The 21,320-nt window shown below is 65.2% G+C and carries 24 protein-coding genes; 17 read left to right on the forward strand and 7 right to left on the reverse strand.

Annotated features, from left to right (window positions below):
- Positions 1-182 precede the first annotated feature (182 nt).
- Genes pgsA through Q0330_RS03935 form a run of 6 tightly spaced genes read left to right on the forward strand, consistent with a single transcriptional unit; the run spans position 183 to position 3,924 of the window.
- Positions 183-806: a CDP-diacylglycerol--glycerol-3-phosphate 3-phosphatidyltransferase gene (gene pgsA / locus Q0330_RS03910; RefSeq protein WP_299474749.1), complete on the forward strand. Its 624-nt coding sequence runs from the start codon at positions 183-185 to the stop codon at positions 804-806.
- A gap of 2 nt (positions 807-808) precedes the next feature.
- Positions 809-1,054 carry a molybdopterin converting factor subunit 1 gene (moaD, locus tag Q0330_RS03915; RefSeq protein ID WP_299475265.1) on the forward strand — a complete coding sequence of 82 codons (246 nt, stop codon included), beginning with the start codon at positions 809-811 and terminating at the stop codon, positions 1,052-1,054.
- Positions 1,054-1,491, forward strand: a complete 438-nt coding sequence (locus Q0330_RS03920; RefSeq protein WP_299474751.1) for a molybdenum cofactor biosynthesis protein MoaE — start codon at positions 1,054-1,056, stop codon at positions 1,489-1,491. The genes moaD and Q0330_RS03920 overlap by 1 nt, the downstream gene beginning before the upstream one ends.
- Positions 1,482-1,994: a hypothetical protein gene (locus tag Q0330_RS03925; RefSeq protein WP_299474753.1), complete on the forward strand. Its 513-nt coding sequence runs from the start codon at positions 1,482-1,484 to the stop codon at positions 1,992-1,994. Before Q0330_RS03920 ends, Q0330_RS03925 begins: the two co-directional genes overlap by 10 nt.
- Before the next feature lie 51 nt (positions 1,995-2,045).
- Positions 2,046-3,416 (forward strand): glutamate--cysteine ligase, encoded by a 1,371-nt coding sequence (locus Q0330_RS03930; RefSeq protein ID WP_299474755.1) that lies wholly within the window; start codon positions 2,046-2,048, stop codon positions 3,414-3,416.
- A gap of 7 nt (positions 3,417-3,423) precedes the next feature.
- Positions 3,424-3,924 carry a hypothetical protein gene (locus tag Q0330_RS03935; RefSeq protein ID WP_299474757.1) on the forward strand — a complete coding sequence of 167 codons (501 nt, stop codon included), beginning with the start codon at positions 3,424-3,426 and terminating at the stop codon, positions 3,922-3,924.
- On the opposite strand, the gene Q0330_RS03940 is transcribed toward Q0330_RS03935, so the two are convergent.
- Entirely contained in the window at positions 3,921-4,736 is an 816-nt protein-coding gene (locus tag Q0330_RS03940) for a uracil-DNA glycosylase (protein ID WP_299474759.1), read from the reverse strand. The two genes, Q0330_RS03935 and Q0330_RS03940, sit on opposite strands and share 4 nt — an antisense overlap.
- Positions 4,737-4,837: 101 nt before the next feature.
- On the opposite strand from Q0330_RS03940, the gene Q0330_RS03945 reads away from it, so the two are divergent.
- From Q0330_RS03945 to Q0330_RS03975, 7 genes are all read left to right on the forward strand, one after another.
- The gene (locus Q0330_RS03945) at positions 4,838-5,803 is read left to right on the forward strand and encodes an aspartate carbamoyltransferase catalytic subunit (protein ID WP_299474762.1); all 966 of its coding nucleotides are present in this window, start codon (positions 4,838-4,840) and stop codon (positions 5,801-5,803) included.
- Complete coding sequence (locus tag Q0330_RS03950) at positions 5,796-6,365, forward strand: aspartate carbamoyltransferase catalytic subunit (RefSeq protein ID WP_299474765.1); 570 nt, start codon at positions 5,796-5,798, stop codon at positions 6,363-6,365. The genes Q0330_RS03945 and Q0330_RS03950 overlap by 8 nt, the downstream gene beginning before the upstream one ends.
- Before the next feature lie 97 nt (positions 6,366-6,462).
- Complete coding sequence (pyrC, locus tag Q0330_RS03955; RefSeq protein ID WP_299474767.1) at positions 6,463-7,725, forward strand: dihydroorotase; 1,263 nt, start codon at positions 6,463-6,465, stop codon at positions 7,723-7,725.
- On the forward strand, positions 7,722-8,306 hold the full coding sequence (gene plsY, locus Q0330_RS03960) for a glycerol-3-phosphate 1-O-acyltransferase PlsY (RefSeq protein ID WP_299474768.1): 585 nt from the start codon (positions 7,722-7,724) through the stop codon (positions 8,304-8,306). Before pyrC ends, plsY begins: the two co-directional genes overlap by 4 nt.
- A 63-nt stretch (positions 8,307-8,369) precedes the next feature.
- Entirely contained in the window at positions 8,370-9,104 is a 735-nt protein-coding gene (locus Q0330_RS03965) for an alpha/beta fold hydrolase (protein ID WP_299474770.1), read from the forward strand.
- A 129-nt stretch (positions 9,105-9,233) separates the two neighbouring features.
- Positions 9,234-10,001 (forward strand): VacJ family lipoprotein, encoded by a 768-nt coding sequence (locus Q0330_RS03970; RefSeq protein WP_299474772.1) that lies wholly within the window; start codon positions 9,234-9,236, stop codon positions 9,999-10,001.
- The gene (locus Q0330_RS03975; RefSeq protein WP_299474774.1) at positions 9,991-10,587 is read left to right on the forward strand and encodes a phospholipid-binding protein MlaC; all 597 of its coding nucleotides are present in this window, start codon (positions 9,991-9,993) and stop codon (positions 10,585-10,587) included. Before Q0330_RS03970 ends, Q0330_RS03975 begins: the two co-directional genes overlap by 11 nt.
- Before the next feature lie 81 nt (positions 10,588-10,668).
- Here the strand turns inward: Q0330_RS03975 and Q0330_RS03980 are convergent, their stop codons facing one another.
- Positions 10,669-13,026: a transglycosylase domain-containing protein gene (locus tag Q0330_RS03980; protein WP_299474776.1), complete on the reverse strand. Its 2,358-nt coding sequence runs from the start codon at positions 13,024-13,026 to the stop codon at positions 10,669-10,671.
- Positions 13,027-13,292: 266 nt separating this feature from the next.
- Here Q0330_RS03980 and amt point away from each other — a divergent pair, with 266 nt between their 5' ends.
- A complete protein-coding gene (gene amt, locus Q0330_RS03985) occupies positions 13,293-14,630 on the forward strand; it encodes an ammonium transporter (protein ID WP_299474778.1) in 1,338 nt (445 codons plus the stop codon).
- 73 nt (positions 14,631-14,703) lie between these two features.
- On the opposite strand, the gene Q0330_RS03990 is transcribed toward amt, so the two are convergent.
- Positions 14,704-15,702 (reverse strand): polyprenyl synthetase family protein, encoded by a 999-nt coding sequence (locus Q0330_RS03990; protein WP_299474780.1) that lies wholly within the window; start codon positions 15,700-15,702, stop codon positions 14,704-14,706.
- A gap of 72 nt (positions 15,703-15,774) precedes the next feature.
- Here Q0330_RS03990 and Q0330_RS03995 point away from each other — a divergent pair, with 72 nt between their 5' ends.
- From Q0330_RS03995 to Q0330_RS04005, 3 genes are all read left to right on the forward strand, one after another.
- Positions 15,775-15,984, forward strand: a complete 210-nt coding sequence (locus tag Q0330_RS03995; RefSeq protein WP_299474782.1) for a DUF2007 domain-containing protein — start codon at positions 15,775-15,777, stop codon at positions 15,982-15,984.
- Positions 15,977-16,729, forward strand: a complete 753-nt coding sequence (locus tag Q0330_RS04000) for a methyltransferase (RefSeq protein ID WP_299474784.1) — start codon at positions 15,977-15,979, stop codon at positions 16,727-16,729. The genes Q0330_RS03995 and Q0330_RS04000 overlap by 8 nt, the downstream gene beginning before the upstream one ends.
- A 65-nt stretch (positions 16,730-16,794) precedes the next feature.
- Positions 16,795-16,959: a YdcH family protein gene (locus Q0330_RS04005; protein ID WP_299474786.1), complete on the forward strand. Its 165-nt coding sequence runs from the start codon at positions 16,795-16,797 to the stop codon at positions 16,957-16,959.
- Between the two features lie 90 nt (positions 16,960-17,049).
- Here Q0330_RS04005 and gcvA read toward each other — a convergent pair whose 3' ends face one another.
- The 4 genes from gcvA to Q0330_RS04025 form a co-directional block, all read right to left on the reverse strand.
- A complete protein-coding gene (gene gcvA, locus Q0330_RS04010) occupies positions 17,050-17,979 on the reverse strand; it encodes a transcriptional regulator GcvA (protein ID WP_299474788.1) in 930 nt (309 codons plus the stop codon).
- A 261-nt stretch (positions 17,980-18,240) separates the two neighbouring features.
- The gene (gene phbB / locus Q0330_RS04015; protein WP_299474790.1) at positions 18,241-18,966 is read right to left on the reverse strand and encodes an acetoacetyl-CoA reductase; all 726 of its coding nucleotides are present in this window, start codon (positions 18,964-18,966) and stop codon (positions 18,241-18,243) included.
- Positions 18,967-19,055: 89 nt separating this feature from the next.
- Complete coding sequence (locus Q0330_RS04020; RefSeq protein WP_299474792.1) at positions 19,056-20,228, reverse strand: acetyl-CoA C-acetyltransferase; 1,173 nt, start codon at positions 20,226-20,228, stop codon at positions 19,056-19,058.
- Between the two features lie 189 nt (positions 20,229-20,417).
- Complete coding sequence (locus Q0330_RS04025; RefSeq protein WP_299475268.1) at positions 20,418-21,236, reverse strand: EAL domain-containing protein; 819 nt, start codon at positions 21,234-21,236, stop codon at positions 20,418-20,420.
- Positions 21,237-21,320 lie beyond the last annotated feature (84 nt).

The following is a 21,320-nucleotide window of genomic DNA, read 5'->3' on the forward strand; positions in this document are numbered from 1 at the left end:
GGGGATCGACATGACCGCTGTCATATTGCGTCCCGCGACGGATGACGACGCATGGGCCATGGCGGCGGTGCAGAACGCAACCCTCTGGGCGCGCTTTCGTGCGCCACCCTGTCCGCGCGCGGGAACATTGTCTTGATCTGTAGCCCCTTCCCGGCGCGCGGCTTAACCACTAGGTTATCGCCATGACCTGGACCGTGCCGAATATCCTGACCATCCTGCGGCTGCTGGCCGCGCCCGGCGTGCCGGTGATGTTTCTCTATTTCCATCGCCCCTGGGCCGATTGGGCGGCGCTGGCGCTGTTCCTGCTGGCGGCGATCACCGACTGGTTCGACGGCTATCTGGCCCGCGCCTGGAACCAGCAAAGCCGCTTTGGCGCGGCCATGGACCCGATTGCCGACAAGGCCATGGTGGTGATCGCGCTTGTCGTCATCACCGGCTATTCGGGCATGAACCCCTGGCTGATCCTGCCCGCGACGGTGATCCTGTTCCGCGAGGTCTTCGTCTCGGGCCTGCGCGAATCGCTTGGCGACAAGGCCACGCAACTGGCCGTCACCAAGATCGCCAAGTGGAAGACGACGACGCAGATGGTGGCGATCTCGGTCCTGTTTCTGGGCACCGGGCTGGCCTATGTCGAACATGGCCGCGCGCCGATGGTGGGCGAGGCCGAATTGCCCGGCGGCATGACCTGGTCGGCGGTCGCGACCTTTCTGGGCCTGATCCTGATCTGGATCGCCGCCGGGCTGACCGCCTGGACCGGCTGGGATTACTTCCGCAAGGCCATGCCCTTCCTGAGGGGACCGAAATGAAGCTGGATATCCTCTATTTCGCCTGGATCCGCGAACGCATCGGCGAGCCGAAGGAGCGCGTCGAGACCGGCGCCAGCACCGTGCGCGGGCTGGTCAACCAGTTGATCGCGCGGAATGAACGCTATGCGGCGGCGCTGTCCGACCTGAACTCCTACCGCGTCGCCGTCGATCAGGAACTGGTCGATTTCGACCACAGGATCGAACATGCGCGCGAGATCGCCTTCTTCCCGCCCATGACCGGCGGCTGATGCTGATCCGCATCCAGCCCGAGCCGTTCGAGATGTCCTCCGTGCTGGACGGGTTCGGGCAGGGCGCGGGGGCCATCGTCACCTTTTCCGGCCTCGTGCGCGACGATACCGGCCAGATGGTCGCGCTGGAACTGGAACATTACCCCGGCATGACCGAAAAGGCGGTGACCGGGATCGCCAGCCGCGCCGCCGCGCGCTGGAACCTGATCGACCTCGCCGTCATCCACCGCCACGGCCGTCTGAGCGTGGGTGCGCCGATCATGGCCGTCGCCACCGCCGCCCGCCACCGGGCCGAGGCCTTCGCCGCCGCCGAATACCTGATGGATTACCTGAAATCCCGCGCCCCCTTCTGGAAGCGAGAGATCGGCCCGAACGGCCCCGGCGCATGGGTTGCGGCGAAATCCGACGATGAGGATGCGTTGGCGCGATGGGACTGATCCGCCCGGAACTCGCCCGCTGGCTGGAACCGCGCCGGGAATTTCTGGCTGCCATCCTCTGCATGGCGCTGGCGGGCTGGGTCGGATCGCGGGGCGGCTGGTTCTTCGCGCTTCTGGGTTTCGCAGGCTTCGCGCTTTCTGCCGGCTGGCTTCTGGGAAGCTGGCGCCGCCTTGCCTTCCATCGCGAAATCGCCGCCCCCGGCGTCGTCGAGGTGGTGGAGGGCGAGATCCGCTATTTCGGCGCCCGCGCCATCGGCGGCACATTGGCCTTGCGCGAGCTCAGCGAAATCAGGCTGCTGCGCCTGAACGGCCACGACCACTGGCGGTTGAAGACACGCGGCGGCGAGGCGCTGCTGATCCCGGTCGAGGCGAAAGGCGCCGACCGGCTGGCCGATGCCTTCGCGGCGCTGCCGGGGTTGGATCTCGGGCGGGTCTCCGCCGCCCTGGCGCAGAAGGCTGGGCCGTCCTTGCGGATCGTCTGGGAAGCGCCCAAGTCGGGTTGACTTGGCCGGCTTGCCGCGCCACCTGTCACGAGAAGCAAACGAGGGTCCGAGATGTCCATTCCCCAGCAGGGCGGCGGCCCGATCGAACGGCGCGAACAGCTTGCCGAATATATCGCCTCGGGCGAGAAGCCGCGCGAGGACTGGCGTATCGGCACCGAGCACGAGAAATTCGGCTATTGCACCGACAGCCTGTTGCCCTTGCCCTATGACGGCCCGCGCTCGATCAAGGCGATGCTGGAAGGGCTGCAGCAGCGCTTCGGCTGGGAGCCGGTGCTGGAACAGGACAAGATCATCGGGCTGCAAAGGGGTGGCGCCAATGTCAGCCTGGAACCGGGCGGGCAGCTGGAGCTGTCCGGCGCGGCGCTGGAAACCATCCACCAGACCTGCGACGAAGTGAACCAGCACCTTGCCGAGGTCCGCGAGGTGGCCGAGAAGATCGGTGCCGGTTTCATCGGCCTCGGTGCCGCGCCGATCTGGCGTGCCGATCAGATGCCGATGATGCCGAAGGGGCGTTATGCGCTGATGACCCCCTATATGAAGACGGTCGGCACGCTTGGCACCGACATGATGTATCGGACCTGCACGGTGCAGGTGAACCTCGATTTCGCCTCGGAAGCGGACATGGTCCAGAAGCTGCGGGTGTCGCTGGCCTTGCAGCCGGTGGCGACGGCGCTGTTCGCGAATTCGCCCTTCCTCGATGGCAAGCCCAACGGCTATAAAAGCTGGCGTGGGCATATCTGGCAGAACCTCGATGCGGCGCGGACCGGGATGCTGCCCTTCGTCTTCGAGGACGGCTTCGGTTACGACCGATGGGTCGATTACGTCCTCGATGTGCCGATGTATTTCGTCTATCGCGACGGCAAGTATATCAACGCGCTCGGCCAGAATTTCCGCGATTTCCTGAAGGGCGAACTGCCGGCGCTGCCGGGCGAGTTGCCGACGCTGTCGGACTGGGCCGATCACATGACCACCGTCTTCCCCGAGGCGCGGGTGAAGAAATATATCGAGATGCGCGGTGCCGATGGCGGTCCGTGGCGCCGTCTTTGCGCGCTGCCGGCGCTGTGGGTCGGGCTGCTTTACGATCAATCCTCGCTGGATGCGGCCTGGGATCTGGTCAAGGGGCTGGACGCCGAAACCCGCGAAGGCCTGCGCCGCGCTGCTGCCAAGGACGGGCTTCAGGGCGAGGCGGGCGGCGTGAAGCTGCACGACCTGGCGCGCGAGGCGGTCAATATCGCCGAGGCCGGGCTGCGCGCCCGCGCCCGTCCCGGTGCCGGCGGGCTGGTGCCTGACGAGACCCATTTCCTGAACGCGTTGAAGGAAAGCGTCGAGACCGGGCAGGCACCTGCGGATGAGCTCCTCGCGAAATATCACGGCGAATGGCACGGAGATTTGACTCGCATCTACGGCGCGTATTCGTACTGATCGCGGCATGAGACTGAATATCCGATACCGCCTGATCCAGATCGTTGAATTCCTGCTTTGGCTGGGGGCCGCCGCCGGCCTTGGTCAGATCGCCTCGCGGCTGTGGAACATGCGCGATCAGGGCTGGCGGGCGATGCTGGATGTGGCCGTGCCGGGTCTTCTGGGCATCGGCGCGGGCATGGCGGGGCTGATCGTGCTGATCGGCATCTATCACAATACCCGCCGTAACGCCGATGCGATGGAGCGCCTTGCCAAGCAGGGGGCGGGCACCATGCGCCGCCTGCCCGGTGCCGCCCGGGCCGAGGTTGCAGCCGCCGCCGCGCAACCCGTCCAGCCCGTTCCCGTGACCCGCGCCGCCGTGCCGGTGGCACCGCCGGAACCGGCGCCGGTCATTCCCGATGTCGTGCCGGAACCCTTGCCCGAGCCTGTCATGCCACAAACCGCCGCACCAAGCGCATCTGCGCCGGTTCTGCGCGGCAATACCCGCAGGCTCGGTCCCGCTTCCTAAAGCTTAAGGCGATCCGCCAGCGACAGCAGGTCCGCCCAGGCTTCGCGCTTGGCGATGGGGTTGCGCAGCAGATAGGCCGGATGGGTCATCGGCAAAGCCGGGCGGCCAAAGGCTTCGGTCCAGTTGCCGCGCAGGCGCAGGATGCCTTCGCGGTTCAGGGCGGCGGCACAGGGCGTATTGCCCATCAGCAGGATGATCTCGGGATCGGCCAGTTCGACCTGCCGGCGCAGGAAGGGCAGGGACAGCGCGATTTCCTCGGGCGTCGGGCGACGGTTGCCGGGCGGGCGCCATTTCAGCACATTGCCGATATAGACCGCGCGCGTCGCATCCGGCACATCGCGGCCCATGCCGATGGCGCCCAGCATCCGGTCCAGCAATTGCCCGGCGCGCCCGACGAAGGGGCGGCCCTGCGCGTCCTCTTCCTCGCCCGGGGCCTCGCCGATGATCATCACCCGCGCCGCCGGATTGCCATCCGCGAAAACGAAGTTCCGCGCGCCCCGTTTCAGCGCCAACCCGTCATAGCGCGCCTGCGCCTCGGCCAGCATGTCGAGGCTTTGCGCCGCCTGTGCCAGCGCCTCTGCTTCGGCGATCAGCTCGCTGTCATCGGTGCGGGGCGCGACCGCCGGTTGCTGCGCGGTCGGGGTTGCGGCCGGCATGATCGGTGCGGGCTTCGGCGGCGGCGGCAGGTCCATGCGGTCGAGGGCCGCATCCAGCATCGGCTCGTCCACGCCAAATTCACGCTGCCATTCCAGCAGCGCAAGCGCCGTGGGGCCGTCGATCTCGACGCCGCGCCATGTCAGACCCGATTCCATGGCCCGAAACTAGGGCGCGACCCGTCCCGCCACAAGCCCGGCTCTTGCCGCGACCCGCCCGGTTTGCGATAGAGGATTGCAAGATCGCATAAGGGGTCCCGATGACATTCCGCGCCCGCCACCTGCTGGGGATCGAGCCCCTGTCGCCGCCCGAAATCACCTCCGTTCTCGATCTGGCCGAGACCTATGTCGATCTGAACCGGCGCACGATCAAACGCTCGGACGCGCTGGAGGGGATGACCCAGATCAACCTCTTCTTCGAGAATTCGACCCGCACCCAGTCCAGTTTCGAGCTGGCCGGCAAGCGGCTCGGGGCCGATGTGATGAACATGTCGGTGGCCCAGTCCAGCGTGAAAAAGGGCGAGACGCTGATCGACACGGCGCTGACGCTGAACGCCATGCATCCCGATCTGCTGGTCGTGCGCCATTCCCAGTCGGGCGCCGTCAACCTGCTGGCCGAAAAGGTGAATTGCGCGGTGCTGAACGCGGGCGACGGACGGCACGAGCATCCGACGCAGGCGCTTCTGGACGCGCTGACCATCCGCCGCGCCAAGGGCCGGCTGCACCGGCTGACCGTGGCGATCTGCGGCGATATCGCGCACAGCCGGGTCGCGCGCTCGAACCTGATCCTTTTGGGCAAGATGGAAAGCCGCATCCGGCTGGTCGGGCCGGCCACGCTGATGCCTTCGGGTGTCGCCGAATTCGGCTGCGAGGTCTATGAGGACATGCGCGAAGGCCTTGCCGATGCCGATGTGGTCATGATGCTGCGCCTGCAGAAGGAGCGCATGGATGGCGGCTTCATCCCCTCCGAGCGGGAATATTACCACCGCTGGGGGCTGGATGCCGAGAAGCTGGCCCATGCCAAACCCGACGCCATCGTCATGCATCCCGGCCCGATGAATCGCGGTGTCGAGATCGACGGCACCATTGCCGACGACATCAATCGCAGCGTGATCCAGGATCAGGTCGAGATGGGCGTGGCCGTGCGCATGGCGGCGATGGACCTTCTGGCGCGCAACCTGCGGGCCGAGCGTGGCCGCGCCCTGGCCGAGGGTGGCCATGCCTGATCCGCAGGATGCCCAATCCCTGCCCGAGACCAGCCGCCATCCCGGCTGGCAGGGCATTCTGGACGCGGATGAGCAGATCCTCTGGCAGGGTCAGCCCGACCGCCGCATCCGCATCGAATTCGACAATCTGCGCAATATCATGCCCGGCCTGTTCGCGGTCTGCTTCTCGCTGATCTGGATGTATCTGGCGGCGCAGGCCAGCATCGTCTTCGCGATGTTCGGCCTGATCTTCCTGTTCGCCGGTCTGCGTCAATTGTTCGGGCAGCTTCTCTGGAAGGCCTTTCTGCGCTCGCGCAGCTGGTACACGCTGACCGACCGCCGGGTGATCATCGCGACCGACGTGCCCTCGAAGGGGCGGCGGTTGGTCAGCTATCCGCTCGACCGTAATACGCTGGTGGAATTCGTGGCCGGCGACCCGCCCTCGATCCTGTTCGGCCCGGAAGGCGGTCGGCGTTTCGAGCGACCGGGTTTCCGCCATATCGCCGATGCCGAGACGGTGATGCCGCTGATCCGCCGGGTTCAGCAAAGCGGCCAGCCCCCGGTGGAGGAGGCCGGCGCGTGAAGATCGAGGAACCCGCCACTTATCGCCAGGTTTTCGAGGCCATCGTGGACGCGCCCGAGGTCTATGAACTGCTTCAACGCATCCAGAAGGACGTCGCATGATCCTGCATTTCACCAATGCCCGTCTGATCGACCCCGAAGCGGGAACCGACGCCAATGGCACGCTGACGATCGAGGCCGGCAAGATTGCCGCCCGCGACGGCGCGCCGCCCGAAGGGGCGAAGGTGATCGACTGTGCTGGCCGCTGTCTGGCCCCCGGCATTGTCGATTGGGGCGTGAAGGTGGGCGAGCCGGGCGAGCGGCACAAGGAATCCTATGCCAGCGCCGGGCGCGCGGCGGCGGCGGGCGGGGTCACGACCATGGTGGTGCGCCCCGATACACGCCCGCCGGTGGACAGCCCCGAAAGCCTCGATTTCGTGGCCAAGCGCAGCGCCGATTCCATCGTCCGGGTGCGGCACATGTCGGCGCTGACCAAGGCGCGCGAAGGCCGCGAGATGGTCGAAATGGCTTTCCTGCGCGATATCGGCGCCGTGGCCTTTACCGATGGCGTGCATGTGGTGGCCGATAACAAGCTGCTGAACCGCTGCATGACCTATGCGCGGGGCTTGGGCGCGCTGATCGTCGGCCATCCGCAGGATCCCGGCCTGTCGAAAGGGGCTGCGGCGACCAAGGGCAAGTTCGCGTCGCTTTACGGCATCCCCGATGTCTCTCCCCTGGCCGAACGGATGGGGCTGGAGCGCGACCTGACGCTGGTGGCGATGACCGGCGCCCGCTATCACGCCGACCAGATCACCACGGGTGAGGCGCTGCCGGCGCTGAAACGCGCGCGAAAGGCCGGGCTGGACGTGTCGGCGGGGATCTCGATCCATCACCTGACGTTGAACGAGTTCGATGTCGGCGATTACCGCACCTTCTTTCGCTTCACCCCGCCCCTGCGGGCCGAGAAGGACCGGCTGGCCATGGTTCAGGCGGTCGCCGATGGCGAGATCGACGTGATCGCCAGCTTCCACACCCCGCAGGACGAGGAATCGAAGCGCCTGCCCTTCGCCGAGGCCGCGCCGGGCGCGGTGGGCCTGCAGACATTGCTGCCGGCGGCGCTGCGTCTTTACCATCAGGGTGGGCTCAGCCTGCCGCAACTGTTCCGGGCCATGTCGCTGAACCCGGCCCGGCGGCTGGGGCTGGACGGGGGCCGGCTGGCAGCGGGTGCGCCGGCGGATCTGGTCCTTTTCGATGCCGATGCGCCTTTCTTGCTGGATCGTTTCGCGCTGGCTTCGAAATCGAAGAACACGCCCTTCGACGGTGCCCGGATGCAGGGCCGTGTCCTGGGCACATGGGTCGGCGGCGAGAGGGTCTTCGGATGAGTGCGGTGCTTTGGATCGTCATCGGCTATCTGATCGGCTCGATCCCCTTCGGGGTTGTCATCACCCGGGCGCTTGGCCTTGGCGATCTGCGCAGTATCGGTTCGGGTAATATCGGCGCCACCAATGTGCTGCGCACCGGCCATAAGGGCGCGGCACTGGCGACGCTGCTGCTCGATAGCGGCAAGGGGGCCATGGCGGTGCTGCTGGCGCGATATTTCGGCGGCGAGACCGCCGGGATTCTCGCGGGTGCTGCCGCCTTCCTGGGCCATTGCTTCCCGGTCTGGCTGGGCTTTCGGGGCGGCAAGGGCGTGGCCACCTTCCTTGGCACGCTGATCGCGATGCATTGGCCGGTCGGGCTGGCCGCTTGTGCGATCTGGCTGGCGGTCGCGGCGATCTCGCGGATCAGTTCGCTTTCGGCGCTTGTCGCGGCGGCCTCGGCACCGGTTCTGGCGCTACTGCTCGGGCGCGGGCAGGTGGCCTTGGCGGCGCTGTTCATGGCGGCGCTGATCTTCCAGCGCCATCACGCAAATATTACCCGGCTTTTGGGCGGAACAGAGCCTAAGATCGGTCGCAAGGGCTGAGGCAAGGGTATCCCGTTTGCGTCTCGCCCGCTTTTAACGATCCAGGCGAAGGAAGATGCGACGATGAAACATGTTCTGACGACGGCGATTATTGCGGCAGCGGCCCCGGCATTCGCGGGTGAGGCAGTCGATTACGCTTCAGGCGACCGGGAATTCGAAGGCTATCTGGCCAAGGCGGAAAGTCCAAAGGGATCGGTGGTGTTGATCCATGACTGGGACGGGCTGACCGATTACGAAAGACAGCGCGCCGATATGCTGGCCGAGCTGGGCTATAACGCTTTCGCCATCGACCTTTACGGCAAGGGCGTTCGCCCCGACACGCCGGACGGGAACCGGGCCGAGACCGAAAAACTCTATGGCGACCGCGAGCTAATGCGCACCTTGTTGAGTGCCGGGCTTGAGGCCGCGGCGGCAAACGATATTTCAACGCCGGTTGTCGCCGGCTATTGCTTCGGCGGGGCGGCGGCGCTGGAAATGGCGCGGATGCAGCCCGAAGGCGTGACCGGCTATGCGAGTTTCCATGGTGGGCTGGAGACGCCCGAGGGTCAGGATTACAGTGCCGCGAAAGCACCGATCCGGGTCTATCAGGGCGGCGCCGATCAGAGCCCGGACCTGGCCACATTCGCAGCCTTCCTGACCGAGCTGGAGACCGCCGGCACCCCCTATGAGGCCGAGGTCTATGCCGGCGCGCCCCATGCCTTCACAGTCTTCGGCTCGGACCGCTATCGCGAGGATGCGGACCAGAAAAGCTGGGCGAATTTCCTGACCTTCCTGGGCGAAGTCAATCCCGGCCCCTGAGCCGGGCTGGCCTGGCCATCGCAGGTGGGGACCTGTTCCATTACCCGGAACGGCCCCGATTCTGTCGCCCGACTTGTCGGCGCGGAGATCAGGGGCTATTCCGCCTTGAACCGTCACGAAGGCGGAAGAATGAGACAGGCCGATCCCGAAGGTGGCAATGAAATGCGAGCGAGACATGTCTTACCGGCGGTGCTGCTGCCTCTGTTTCTTGCAGGCTGCGCCTCGGCCCCGCCGGGCGAGGTCAACGACCCTTACGAGGCTGCCAATCGGCGGGTTCACGCCTTCAACAAGGGCTTTGACAGCAATGTCGTGAAGCCGCTGACCTCGCATGGCGGCGATGACGAGAGCAATGGCGAAAGCGCGATGCTACTGGTGACCAATGTCGGCGGCAATCTGGCGCTGCCGGGCAAGGTGGTTAACGGGCTTCTGCAGGGGCGACCGGCGCGCGCGGCGCAGAATGCCGGGCGGTTCATCGTCAATACCACCCTTGGCCTTGGCGGGTTGCACGACCCGGCCGGACAGGAATTCGGCCTGAACGAGGTCGATACCGATTTCGGCGAGACGCTGCATGTCTGGGGCGTGCCGGAAGGGGCCTATGTCGAATTGCCGCTGCTCGGCCCCTCGACCCAGCGGGATGCGGTCGGGAAGGTCGTCGATCTGGTCATCGACCCGGTCTATAACATAGCTGGCGAGCCAGAGGTCTATTACGCCTTCGGCCTTCGCGTCGGATCAAAAGCCGGTGAGCGGGCGCGTTTCGGGGATACGGTCGATTCGGTTTTGTATGACAGTGCGGACAGCTATGCACAGACGCGGCTGCTTTACCTGCAGCACCGCCGATACGAACTCGGAATGGAAGGCGAGGCTTATGACCCTTACGAAGACCCCTATGCAGACTAGCAGCCGGCGCGGTTTCCTGGGCCTTCTCGGTGCCGGTGCGGTCCTGATGGCGGCACCGGCCTGGGCGCTGAACACGGATCAGGCGCGCGCGCTTGTCCAGCAATCGCTGAACGAGGTCTATGCGGTGATCAATTCCGGCCGCCCGCCGGCACAGATGTACAAGGATTTCGAGGCGATCTTCGCCCGCTATGCCGATGTCGACGTGATCGCGCGTTCGGCGCTCGGCCCCAAGGCGCGGCAGGTCAGCGGACAGCAATTCGCCGCCTACAAGCAGGCCTTCCAGGGCTATATCGGGCGCAAATACGGGGCGCGGTTCCGCGAATTCATCGGCTCCAGGATCGAGGTGACCGGGGCGCGACCGATGAAATCCTTCTTCGCCGTGACCTCGATCGCCAAGCTGAACGGGCGGGCGCCGATGACGGTGGAATGGCATGTCTCCGACAAGTCGGGGCAAAGCAAGTATTTCAACATCATCATCGAAGGCGTGAACATGCTGGCCTCGGAACGGGCCGAGATTTCCGCCATGCTGGCTGCCAATGGCGGTGATATCGGTGCTTTGACGGCGGCCTTGCAGCGCGCAGGCTGAGTCGTCGCGAAGCTGCCCAGGGTTATGAATAGGCGCGCCCGATGGGGCGCGCCTATTGCTTTGTGCGCTGAGATGGCAGGCTCAATTCACCCCCTCGATGCCACGCAAGACATCAGCCAATGGATCGGCCCCGGCGCTTTCCGGGGCATTGGTGACGCCGCGACGACCTTCGGTCGTGCCAGCCGGGACCTGTTCGGAACGCGATTGCCCTGCCGGCTGAGAGGCCGTGACGGGCGTCACCTGTCCCAAGGCGGCGCTGAGCGCGTCGGCCAGCGGTTCCCCCGAACCCTGCACGACCGGCTGGCCGGCGGGTGCGGCGGGGCTGTCCCTCGCCATGTCGTTCAGCGCCGCGCTGAGCGCATTGGCAAGCGCATCGTCGCCGCGCACCGAGGGCGCCACACCGTCGCCGATCCGCGAACCCTCGTCGCCGACGAAGCGGCCGAGCGGCTCGTTCGGCAGACCCTCGTGGATTTCGGTCATCACCGCCTGCCAGATTTCAGCCGGCAGACCGCCGCCGGTCACGCCTTTCAGCGGGGTGTTGTCGTCATAACCCATCCAGACGCCGGTCACATATTGATCGGTGAAGCCGATGAACCAGGCGTCGCGATAGGACGAGGTGGTGCCGGTCTTGCCCGCCGCCTGGCGTTCGCCCAGCTTCGCGCGCCCGCCGGTGCCGTTCTGGATCACCTGCTGCATCATCGCGATCAGGTTGGCCGCCGCCTGCTGGGAAATGACCCGCTGCCCCATGCCGCCGCTCTGGGCGATCATCGGGCTGTCCTCGCCACGGATGCGCAGCTCGACCACGCCATAGGGGCGCACGGCGCGGCCACCGTTGCGGATGCCCGCATAGGCGCCGGTCATTTCCAGCAGCGTCGAATCGAAAACGCCGAGACCGAGCGAAGGCACGTTCGGCAGGTCGCTGCCGACGCCGAATTCCTCGGCGATGCGGATCACCGAATCCCGCCCGGCCTTTTCCTGCAGCCGGATCGTCGCCGTGTTCAGCGATTGCGACAGTGCCCGGGTCAGCGTCACATCGCCCGAATAGCGCCGGGTATAGTTCTGCGGCGACCAGTTGCGGATGGTCAGCGGGCCGTCATGGACGATGCTGTCGGCGGTCATCCCCTGATCGAGCGCGGCAGCAAAGACAAATGGCTTGAAGCTGGAGCCGGTCTGCCGCTTGGCCTGGGTGGCGCGGTTGAAGACGCCCTGAACGACGGTATCGCGCCCGCCGACCATGGCCCGCACCGCGCCATCGGCCGATAGCACGACCACGGCGGCCTCGGCCTTCGAGCCGTCGCGCACCTTTTCGTCGAAGATGCGTTTCATCGCCCGTTCGGCCGCCTGCTGCACCTTCTGGTCGAATGTGGTCAGGATGGTCACGTCTTCGGTGGTTTCGGTGGTCAGGAAGCCGGGGCCGGATTCCATCAGCCAATCGGCGAAATAGCCGCCGGCGCGGGCCTGGGCGGCCTGCGACAGCACCGCCGGATTGGCCTTGGCCTGTTCGAATTCCGCATCGGTGATCCGGTCCTGTTCGTGCATCAGGTTCAGCACGACACTGGCGCGGTCCTGTGCCCGCTGGATGTTCGAGGTCGGGGCGAAATAGCTCGGCGCCTTCAGCAGCCCGGCCAGCATCGCCGATTCGGCCACGGTGACGTCGCTGGCATGTTTGCCGAAATAACGCTCGGACGCCGCTTCGAAACCGCGCGCGCCGCCGCCCAGATAGGAACGGTTCATGTAGATGCCGAGGATCTCGTCCTTGGAATACTTGAGCTCCATGGCGAAGGAATAGGGGACTTCCTTGACCTTGCGCCACAGGCTCGATGTCCGGCACTCGGCCTCATAGGCGGCTTCGTCCTTCCAGCGGGTCGGATCGAAGGTTTCGCCAAGGCAGAGCAGTTTCGAGACCTGCTGGGTGATGGTCGAGCCGCCATTGCCCTCCAGCGGGCCGCGCCCCTCGGCCATGTTGATCTTGATGGCGCTGGCAATGCCGCGCGGGTCGATGCCGAGATGGCCGTAGAAGCGCTTGTCTTCGGTCGCGACCACGGCATTGCGCAGCGATGGCGCGATCTGGTCGGGGGCGGTGGTGCCATAGGTTTCGCCCCGCCAGGCAAAGACCTTGCCCTCGCGGTCGAGCATGGTGACACCGCCGCGCGCGCGCCCGTCGAAAAGCGCCGAGGCCTCGGGCAGTTGCGAATAATAATAGAAGGTCGCCAGTGCCACGATCAGGAAGACGGCCAGGACCGAGAACCAGACGGTGCGCCAGATCGCCTTCCAGATCAGCGAGATGAAGCCGGTGACCCCCCTCGTGATGGCGTTGCCGCGCCGCACGGGTGCGCGACGACCGGATTTGCCGCGCGGCGTCGTGCCGGAGGGTTTGGTCGGATTCGAATAACGCCGTTCGGCCACCACGGGGCGGCTCTTGCGGGGAGGTTGTGCCATGCCTGTATTCCTGCGCGACCGGCTTCCCCCGGCCTGATTGGCTGGCAGCATACACGAAGCAGGTAGGGATGCGAAGGCCCATGACCCGTATGTGATCTGCGCGTTTTTCGGGCAATCACACCGCAAATCGCCTGTTTTCTGGACGCTTATCGTTTCCGGGCCCCCGGCATACTGCTGAAGGCTTGAGCAGTTCGGCAATGATCCGCCTTTTTGGTGGCGAGAGCTGCCCGCTGCGGCGGTGGACCAGAACGAAAAGGTGAAGCCGAATGAGAAAGATCTTCCCCCTCGCAATTGCACTGGCGGTTGCTGCAGGTGCCGCACAGGCCCAGGATGCGGCGGCGACCGCCGCCGCTGCCGCGCCGCCGGCGGTCAGCGCAGATGTCGCCTATATCTTCAATACCCTTCTCTTCCTGATTGGCGGCTTCCTGGTCATGTGGATGGCCGCAGGCTTTGCCATGCTGGAAGCCGGTCTGGTGCGCTCGAAGAACGTCACCACGCAGCTGTTCAAGAACATCTCGCTTTTCGCCATTGCCGGACTCATGTTCTGGGTGGTCGGCTATAACCTGATGTATCCGGGCGATGCCTGGACGGTGCCGAATGTCATCGGCCAACTCTTCTCGCCCAAGTCCATCGACCCTGTCGGTGCCGGGAATGTCGAAGACGGCTATGCGGCGGGTTCGGACTTCTTCTTCCAGCTGATGTTCTGCGCCACCACGGCCTCGATCGTCTCGGGGACCCTGGCGGAACGTGTGAAGCTGTGGCCGTTCATGATCTTCACGGTCATCCTGACGGCCTTCATCTACCCGATCGAAGCATCGTGGGAGTGGGGTGCCGGCTGGCTGGACCAGCGTGGGTTCTCGGATTTCGCGGGCTCGACGCTGGTTCACGCCGCCGGTGGTTTTGCCGCCCTTGCCGGTGCCATTGTGCTGGGGCCGCGCCTTGGCAAGTATCGCGCCGATGGCCGGATGCAGCCGATGCCCGGTTCGAACCTGGCGCTGGCAACGCTTGGCACCTTTATCCTGTGGCTGGGCTGGTTCGGGTTCAACGGCGGCTCGCAACTGGCGCTTGGCAGCGTGAATGATGCCGCCGATGTCAGCCGGATCTTCGTGAACACCAATGCTGCCGCCTCGGCCGGGGTGATCGCCGCGATCATCACCACGCAGGTGATGTTCGGCAAGATCGACCTGACCATGGTGCTGAACGGCGCACTTGCCGGTCTGGTTGCCATCACCGCCGAACCTCTGACCCCTTCGATCTTCGCCGCGCTTCTGATCGGTGCCGTGGGCGGTGTCATCGCCGTGGTCGTGGTGCCGCTGCTCGACAAGCTGAAAATCGATGATGTGGTCGGTGCCATTCCGGTTCACCTCTGCGCCGGGATCTGGGGCACGCTGGTCGTGCCGGCGACCAACAGCGATGCGAGCTATGGGGTGCAGGCCCTTGGCGTCATCTCCATCGGTGCTTTCGTCTTCATCATCAGCTACGCCGCCTGGATGATCCTGAAGATGACCATGGGCATCCGCGTCGACCAGGAATCCGAGATCACCGGTCTCGATGTCAGCGAGATGGGTATGGAAGCCTATCCGGACTTCGTCCAAGCCAAGTAACCGGCCGGACCAGAACAGGAAAAAGCGCCGCAACCAAGGTTGCGGCGCTTTTTATTGTCAGAGAGGTTTTCGCTCAGGCGATTCGGGCGACGACGAAATCGGCCAGATCTTCCAGCATGTCGCGGATCGGATGCGCGGGCAGGGGGGCGAGTGCTGCGCGTGCCTTCGCCGCCCAACCGAGCGCATCCTCGCGCGCCGCCATCAGCGTGCCGTGCCGGGTCATGATCGACAGCGCCTGCTCAAGGTCGCCGTCGCGCTGATCGCCCTTCTCGATGGTGCGCTGCCAGAAGGCACGCTCCTCGGGGTTGGCCAGTGCCACCGCCTTGATGACCGGCAGGGTCAGCTTGCGCTCGCGGAAATCGTCGCCGGTATTCTTGCCGATCACCGCGCTCGATCCGCCGTAATCCAGCAGGTCGTCGGCGATCTGGAAGGCGATGCCAAGCGCGTCGCCGTAATCGAACAGCGCGCGCACCTGCGCCTCGGTTGCGCTTGCGATCACGCCGCCGACCTCGGTCGCGGCAGAAAACAGCGCTGCGGTCTTGCCGCGCACGACCTGCAGATAGATGCCTTCATCCGTCGCCAGATCCTGCGCGGCGGTCAGTTGCAGCACCTCGCCCTCGGATATCGTGGCCGAGGCGTTCGACAGGATCTCCAGCACGCGCATGACGCCGGTATCGGTCATCAGCTGGAAGGCGCGGGCCAGCAGGTAATCGCCCACGAGCACGCTGGACTTGTTGTCCCAAAGCAGGTTCGCCGTCGGCCGCCCGCGCCGTTGCAGGCTTTCGTCGACCACGTCGTCATGCAGCAGCGTCGCGGTATGGATGAACTCCACCGTTGCGGCCAGATGGACGTGATAGGGGCCGCCATAGCCGCAGAGCTTCGCCGCCGCCAGCGTCAGCATCGGCCGCAGCCGTTTGCCGCCGGCCTCGACCAGGTGCGCGGTGACCTCGGGGATGCGCGGCGCGTGGCGCGAGGCCATGCGTTCGCGGATCAGATCGTTGACCGCCGCCATTTCCGGCGCAAGCTCGCGCGACAGGCGGTCCATCGGGGTATCGGCAACGGCAGCGTCCATGGCAAATTCCTTTCCGTCACTGCACTTGCCACGCGATGGACAGCCGTGCAACTGCCCGCTAGCTTTTGGCGCATGAAAGAACTGCTCAGAACCACCGATCCGCTGCGCCTGATCCGGGCGCAGGACGTGCTGCGTGCCGATGGAATCGAAACCTACGCGCTCGACCAGCATATGAGCATTCTGGAAGGGTCGCTGGGAATTCTGCCGCGTCGGCTGATGGTCGCGGATCGCGATCATTTCATGGCCCAGTCCATCCTGCGAGAGCATGGTCTGAATGACTGAGACGCGGATCGACGATTTTCTGGGTGGCCGGTTGCGGATCGAGCAGCCGGCGAACGGCTATCGCGCCGGTGCCGATGCGGTCATGCTCGGCGCAGCCTGCCCGGCGGTGCCGGGGCAGACGGTGCTGGAACTGGGCTGCGGTGCCGGCGTGGCCTCGCTTTGCCTGGCCGCGCGGGTGCAGGACCTGCGCCTGACGGGGATCGAGCGCGACCCTGTTGCCGCCGCGCTTGCCCGCGCCAATGCCGCGCGAAACGGCATCGTCATGGAGGTTGTCGAGGCCGATCTGGCCGCCATGCCCGCCGGGCTGCGCGCGCAAGGCTTCGATCAGGTGATCATGAACCCGCCTTTCTTCGCCGCCGGCACCCGCTCGGCCAACAGCGCCCGCGCGGATGCACGGCACGAGGAGACCCCGCTTGCCGGCTGGATCGACGCCGGCCTGCGTCGTTTGCGTCCCGGTGGGCGGCTGACGATCATCCATCTGGCGGAACGACTCGATGCGATTCTTGGCGGCTTCGCGGGCCGCGCGGGCGATGTCGCAATCCTGCCGATCGCGGCGCGGCAAGGTCGTGAGGCCGGGCGGGTGATTCTCTCGGCGCGCAAGGGTGCGCGCGGTCCGCTACGTCTTTTGGCGCCCTTCATCATGCATGAAGGTGCGGCTCATATGGGTGATGCCGAAAATCTTACCGAGAATGCGCAGGCAATCTTGCGCCATGCCGCTGCATTGGTCCTGAAACCCGCTGAATGAGGGTGACAGATGCGAAGTTCTGTGATGCAATCGAGCTGTCAGAAAAGCGTTACAGGAGGACGATAATGACTGTCGATGCTCACATCGAGAGGCTCCGTGAGAGGCATGACAAGATCTCCAAGGCGGTCGAACAGGCGCAGCGTGCGCCGGGTGCGACGGATTTCGAGATCGCCGAGATGAAGAAGGAAAAGCTGCGCCTCAAGGAAGAGATTGCACGCCTGAACGCCTGAAGAATTCACCCCTTGTGGGACATCCGAACGAAGAAAGGCCCGCGTCTGGCGCGGGCCTTTTTCATTGGCACGGCTTCCCGACGCCGGATCTCACCAGTCGTCAAGGAATATTCGGCCTTCATGCATCGGATCCATCTGCGCGATCTCGGCATCCAGCCAGTCGCGGAAGGCGCGGATATGGGGCCGATCCTCCTGCCCCGAGCGACACAGGAAGCGGAAGGCGGCATTGCCGGTCAGCGACAGCGGAAAGGGCGCGACCAGCCGGCCTGCCGCCAGATGGTCATGGCTGACCGACCAGCGACCGATGATGATCCCGGCACCACCCACCGCCGCGTCGATGGCATGGTCGTGATGCGAGAAAGCAGCGCCGCCGGGCGGCGGTTTTCCCAGCCCGGCGGCGCGAAACCAGCCCGGCCAATCCGGCGTCGGCTTGATGAAGTCCAGGTCATGCATGTGCAGAAGCGGCGCGTCGTGCAGGCTTTCCGGGGTCGGAAAGCGTTCTGCCATCTCGGGCGACATCATCGGGGCGTGCCAGTCATGCGGCATCAGATCGTGGCAGACCTGCCCCTGCCCACCTGGCAATCCATAGCGGATGGCGATGTCGATGCCGTCGCGCTCCAGGTCCATCAGGCGCAGGCTGGCGACCAGGCGCAGTTCGATCTCGGGATGGGCGCGGGCGAAGCCGAACAATCGGGGCGACAGCCATTTCGAGGTGAAGGCAGGTCCCGCCGTCAGTACCAACCGCGTCGCCGAGAGGCTACGCTGTGCCTCGTGCCAGGCTGCTGCGATCTGCTCGAACCCGGCCCTTATGCCCGGCAGCAGGGTCTGGCCAAGCGGTGTCAGCGACAGGCTGCGATGCGCGCGCTGAAAGACCGGCTGTCCCAGATGCGCCTCAAGCTGCTTGATCTGAAAGGACAGCGCAGCCGGGGTCACATGCAGTTCTTCCGCCGCGCGGCTGAAGGAAAGGTGGCGGGCGGCGGCCTCGAAGGCGCGCAGGGCGGTCAGGGGCGGTTGGTCCATTGGCTCAAGATTTTCTTGAATGTTGGTGCAGAATATCTCGTTTGTCCGGGATAATCAAAGGCGCATAGAGTCAGGGCAGAAGAAATACTTGTTTGAAAGGCTTCCGTCATGCTTCAGATCCCGACCTCCCCCCGCCAGAAGCTGGCCTTTGACGAGGCTCACCGTCTGCGCCGCGAAGCCTTCGCCGCGCTGATCCATGCGGTCACGAGAAAGGCCGGCCCCCGTCCGGAGGCCGGCCCGAAACTGCCACGCCTTTGCGCGTCAGGAGAAGTATTGCGCCCCGTTTGCAGAGATTGTTGAGCCGGTGATGAAGCCGGCATCGTCCGAGGCGAGGAAGACGACGCAGCGCGCGATTTCCTCGGGCTCGCCCAGGCGGCCGACGGGGATCTGCGGGATGATGCGTTCGTTCAGCACCTTTTCCGGGATAGCGCGGACCATCTCGGTGCCGATATAGCCGGGCGCGATGGCGTTGATGGTGATCCCGGCCCGTGCGCCCTCCTGCGCCAGTGCGCGGGTGAAGCCGATATCGCCGGCCTTGGCGGCGGAATAGTTCGCCTGACCCGCCTGTCCCTTCTGCCCGTTGATCGAGCTGATGTTCACGATCCGCCCGAACTTTCGGTCGCGCATTCCGCCCCAGACCCCGTGGGTCATGTTGAACAACCCGGTCAGGTTGGTGTCGATGACCTCTTTCCACTGCTGGGGGGTCATCTTGTGGAACATGGCATCGCGGGTGATGCCGGCATTGTTGATCAGCACGTCGACCGGGCCGAGTTCGGCTTCGACCTGCTGGATGCCTGCCGCGCAGGCGTCGTAATCGGCCACATCCCATTTGTAGGTCTTGATGCCGGTTTCCGCCGTGAAGGCCTTGGCGGCGTCGTCATTGCCGGCATAGCTGGCCGCGACGCTGTAGCCCGCGTCTTTCAGTGCCTTGGAAATGGCCGCGCCGATCCCGCGCGAACCCCCGGTTACGATAGCTGTCCTGGACATGGTTCCCCCCTCCGTCGAATGAAGTCGTTGAAATATTGCTAACGTCTTGGTTAACAGCGCGCAAGATCATTGCGCGCCGCTTGGCGTTATCAGCGCTCGATGCAGAGGGCGACGCCCATGCCGCCGCCGATGCAGAGCGTGGCCAGACCCTTCTTGGCGTCGCGGCGGCCCATCTCGAACAGCAGGGTGTTCAGAATGCGCGCGCCCGATGCGCCGATCGGGTGGCCGATGGCGATGGCGCCGCCGTTCACGTTCACGATGGACGGATCCCAGCCCATGTCCTTGTTGACGGCCAGGGCCTGGGCGGCGAAGGCCTCGTTCGCCTCGACCAGATCGAGATCGCCGACCTTCCAGCCGGCTTTTTCCAGCGCCCGGCGGCTGGCCGGGATCGGGCCGGTGCCCATGATCGCCGGGTCGAGCCCCGCCGTCGCGTAGGAGGCGATGCGGGCCAGCGGCGTCAGGCCGCGACGCGCGGCCTCGTCTTCGGTCATGACCATGACGGCGGCAGCGCCGTCGTTCAGGCCCGAGGCATTGCCGGCCGTGACCGTGCCCTCCTTGGTGAAGGCCGGGCGCAGCTTCTGCATGGCCTCGATGGTGGCGCCGTCGCGGATATATTCATCCTCTTCGATCACCACATCGCCCTTGCGGCCCTTGACGGTGAAGGGAACGATCTCGTCCTTGAACTTGCCTGCCTTCTTCGCGGCCTCGGCCTTGTTCTGGCTGGCGACGGCGAATTCGTCCTGGGCGTCGCGGGTGATGCCCCATTGTTCGGCCACGTTTTCGGCGGTCTGGCCCATGTGGTAGTTGTTGAAGGCGTCCCAGAGGCCGTCCTTGATCATGGTGTCGATCATCTTCATGTCGCCCATCTTCTGCCCGCTGCGCAGATAGGCCGCGTGACCCGAAAGCGACATTGATTCCTGGCCGCCCGCCAGCACCACCTGCGCATCGCCGAGCATGACCTGCTGGGCGGCAAGGGCCACAGCGCGCAGCCCCGAGCCGCAGACCTGGTTCAGCAGCCAGGCCGGCGCTTCCTTGGGCAGGCCGGCATTGATATGGGCCTGGCGACCGGGGTTCTGGCCCTGGCCGGCGGTCAGGACCTGACCGAGGATGGTCTCGCTGACCTCGCCCGGGTCGATGCCGGCGCGCTTGACGACCTCTGCCAGAACCGCTGCCCCGAGATCATGCGCCGGGATATTGGCAAAAGATCCGAGGAAGCTGCCCACGGGTGTGCGGGCTGCGGAAACGATTACGGCTTTGGTCATGGATTTTCCCTCCGGTGAGCCTGGCTGGCAGGTGATATGCAGTCCACCTAACCATGCCCAAGTGAGACCCAGCGTCAAGGCGCGACCTGCATCACGCTGAAGGACCTTCCGTCGACAATGGGGGCGGTCAGCGCGGATGGCGGGGGTGAAACGGCGGCGCGTGCTGCCGTCGCAACGCGCGTCGTCCCGTCAGCGGCGCACGGCGTTCGGTGTCTTCCAGGGCGGTGTGATCGTCGGTGCGCCGAAATAATAGCCCTGCAGGCAATCGATCCCCATGCCGATCAGGTAGGCAGCGTCGTCTGCGGTTTCGACCGATTCGGCGACGGTGAACATGTCGAAGTGATGGGCAATCGCCTGCAATGCGGCGGTCAGAATCTGATTGTCCGGCTTGTCGGCGATGTTTCGAATGAACTGGCCGTCGATCTTGATCATGTCGAAATTGAATTCGCGCAGATAGCGGAAGGAGGTATGCCCGGCACCGAAATCATCCAGCGCAAAACTGACGCCGCGCCCCTGCAGGTCGCGCATGAAGGGGATCACCAGTTGCGGCATGTCCATGGCCGAGCTTTCCGTGACTTCGAGAATCAGACGCTCTGCAATTCGTTCGTCTTCGGCGAGGCCACGGCGCAATGTCTCCATCCAGACCGGATGCCCGATCGAGCGCGCCGACATGTTCACCGACAGCCGCAGCGTCGGATCCTGATGCAGCCCATGCAGGCCCAGCGCGATTGAGGCGCAATCGATCCGGCGACCAAGGTCGGTCGCCTCTGCCCCGGGCATGAAATCGCGCAGCGGCACGAAGCGACCGGAATCGTCGATGATCCGGATCAGCCCCTCGTGAAAGGCGATCAGGGCCGGTCGGTCTGCCTGTACGATCGGTTGATAGGCCAGAACGGCATCCCCCCGCGCCAGTGCATTTTGCACCGTGTCCAGCGTCAATCGCGTCTTGTAGTCGATCACATATTCAAGCGCCGAGCCTGCCACGTCGTTTTCCTGTCCTGCATCCATCATGACCGAGTCCTTGCTGTCTTCGTGCATCATGACCATGATGTCTTAACCCGGGGTGAAACCCGAACATTTTTCGCATAAAGG

Origin of the sequence: uncultured Paracoccus sp. (assembly GCF_937873615.1) — a bacterium.
Classification (GTDB): Bacteria; Pseudomonadota; Alphaproteobacteria; order Rhodobacterales; family Rhodobacteraceae; genus Paracoccus.

Excerpts from the sequence above, each read along its gene's own strand:
- pgsA (WP_299474749.1), top strand. The coding sequence starts at position 183 with ATGACCTGGACCGTGCCGAATATCCTGACCATCCTGCGGCTGCTGGCC.
- Q0330_RS03920 (WP_299474751.1), top strand. The coding sequence starts at position 1,054 with ATGCTGATCCGCATCCAGCCCGAGCCGTTCGAGATGTCCTCCGTGCTG.
- Q0330_RS03925 (WP_299474753.1), top strand. The coding sequence starts at position 1,482 with ATGGGACTGATCCGCCCGGAACTCGCCCGCTGGCTGGAACCGCGCCGG.
- Q0330_RS03930 (WP_299474755.1), top strand. The coding sequence starts at position 2,046 with ATGTCCATTCCCCAGCAGGGCGGCGGCCCGATCGAACGGCGCGAACAG.
- Q0330_RS03935 (WP_299474757.1), top strand. The coding sequence starts at position 3,424 with ATGAGACTGAATATCCGATACCGCCTGATCCAGATCGTTGAATTCCTG.
- Q0330_RS03940 (WP_299474759.1), bottom strand. The coding sequence starts at position 4,736 with ATGGAATCGGGTCTGACATGGCGCGGCGTCGAGATCGACGGCCCCACG.
- Q0330_RS03945 (WP_299474762.1), top strand. The coding sequence starts at position 4,838 with ATGACATTCCGCGCCCGCCACCTGCTGGGGATCGAGCCCCTGTCGCCG.
- Q0330_RS03950 (WP_299474765.1), top strand. The coding sequence starts at position 5,796 with ATGCCTGATCCGCAGGATGCCCAATCCCTGCCCGAGACCAGCCGCCAT.
- pyrC (WP_299474767.1), top strand. The coding sequence starts at position 6,463 with ATGATCCTGCATTTCACCAATGCCCGTCTGATCGACCCCGAAGCGGGA.
- plsY (WP_299474768.1), top strand. The coding sequence starts at position 7,722 with ATGAGTGCGGTGCTTTGGATCGTCATCGGCTATCTGATCGGCTCGATC.
- Q0330_RS03965 (WP_299474770.1), top strand. The coding sequence starts at position 8,370 with ATGAAACATGTTCTGACGACGGCGATTATTGCGGCAGCGGCCCCGGCA.
- Q0330_RS03970 (WP_299474772.1), top strand. The coding sequence starts at position 9,234 with ATGAGACAGGCCGATCCCGAAGGTGGCAATGAAATGCGAGCGAGACAT.
- Q0330_RS03975 (WP_299474774.1), top strand. The coding sequence starts at position 9,991 with ATGCAGACTAGCAGCCGGCGCGGTTTCCTGGGCCTTCTCGGTGCCGGT.
- Q0330_RS03980 (WP_299474776.1), bottom strand. The coding sequence starts at position 13,026 with ATGGCACAACCTCCCCGCAAGAGCCGCCCCGTGGTGGCCGAACGGCGT.
- amt (WP_299474778.1), top strand. The coding sequence starts at position 13,293 with ATGAGAAAGATCTTCCCCCTCGCAATTGCACTGGCGGTTGCTGCAGGT.
- Q0330_RS03990 (WP_299474780.1), bottom strand. The coding sequence starts at position 15,702 with ATGGACGCTGCCGTTGCCGATACCCCGATGGACCGCCTGTCGCGCGAG.
- Q0330_RS03995 (WP_299474782.1), top strand. The coding sequence starts at position 15,775 with ATGAAAGAACTGCTCAGAACCACCGATCCGCTGCGCCTGATCCGGGCG.
- Q0330_RS04000 (WP_299474784.1), top strand. The coding sequence starts at position 15,977 with ATGACTGAGACGCGGATCGACGATTTTCTGGGTGGCCGGTTGCGGATC.
- Q0330_RS04005 (WP_299474786.1), top strand. The coding sequence starts at position 16,795 with ATGACTGTCGATGCTCACATCGAGAGGCTCCGTGAGAGGCATGACAAG.
- gcvA (WP_299474788.1), bottom strand. The coding sequence starts at position 17,979 with ATGGACCAACCGCCCCTGACCGCCCTGCGCGCCTTCGAGGCCGCCGCC.
- phbB (WP_299474790.1), bottom strand. The coding sequence starts at position 18,966 with ATGTCCAGGACAGCTATCGTAACCGGGGGTTCGCGCGGGATCGGCGCG.
- Q0330_RS04020 (WP_299474792.1), bottom strand. The coding sequence starts at position 20,228 with ATGACCAAAGCCGTAATCGTTTCCGCAGCCCGCACACCCGTGGGCAGC.
- Q0330_RS04025 (WP_299475268.1), bottom strand. The coding sequence starts at position 21,236 with ATGGATGCAGGACAGGAAAACGACGTGGCAGGCTCGGCGCTTGAATAT.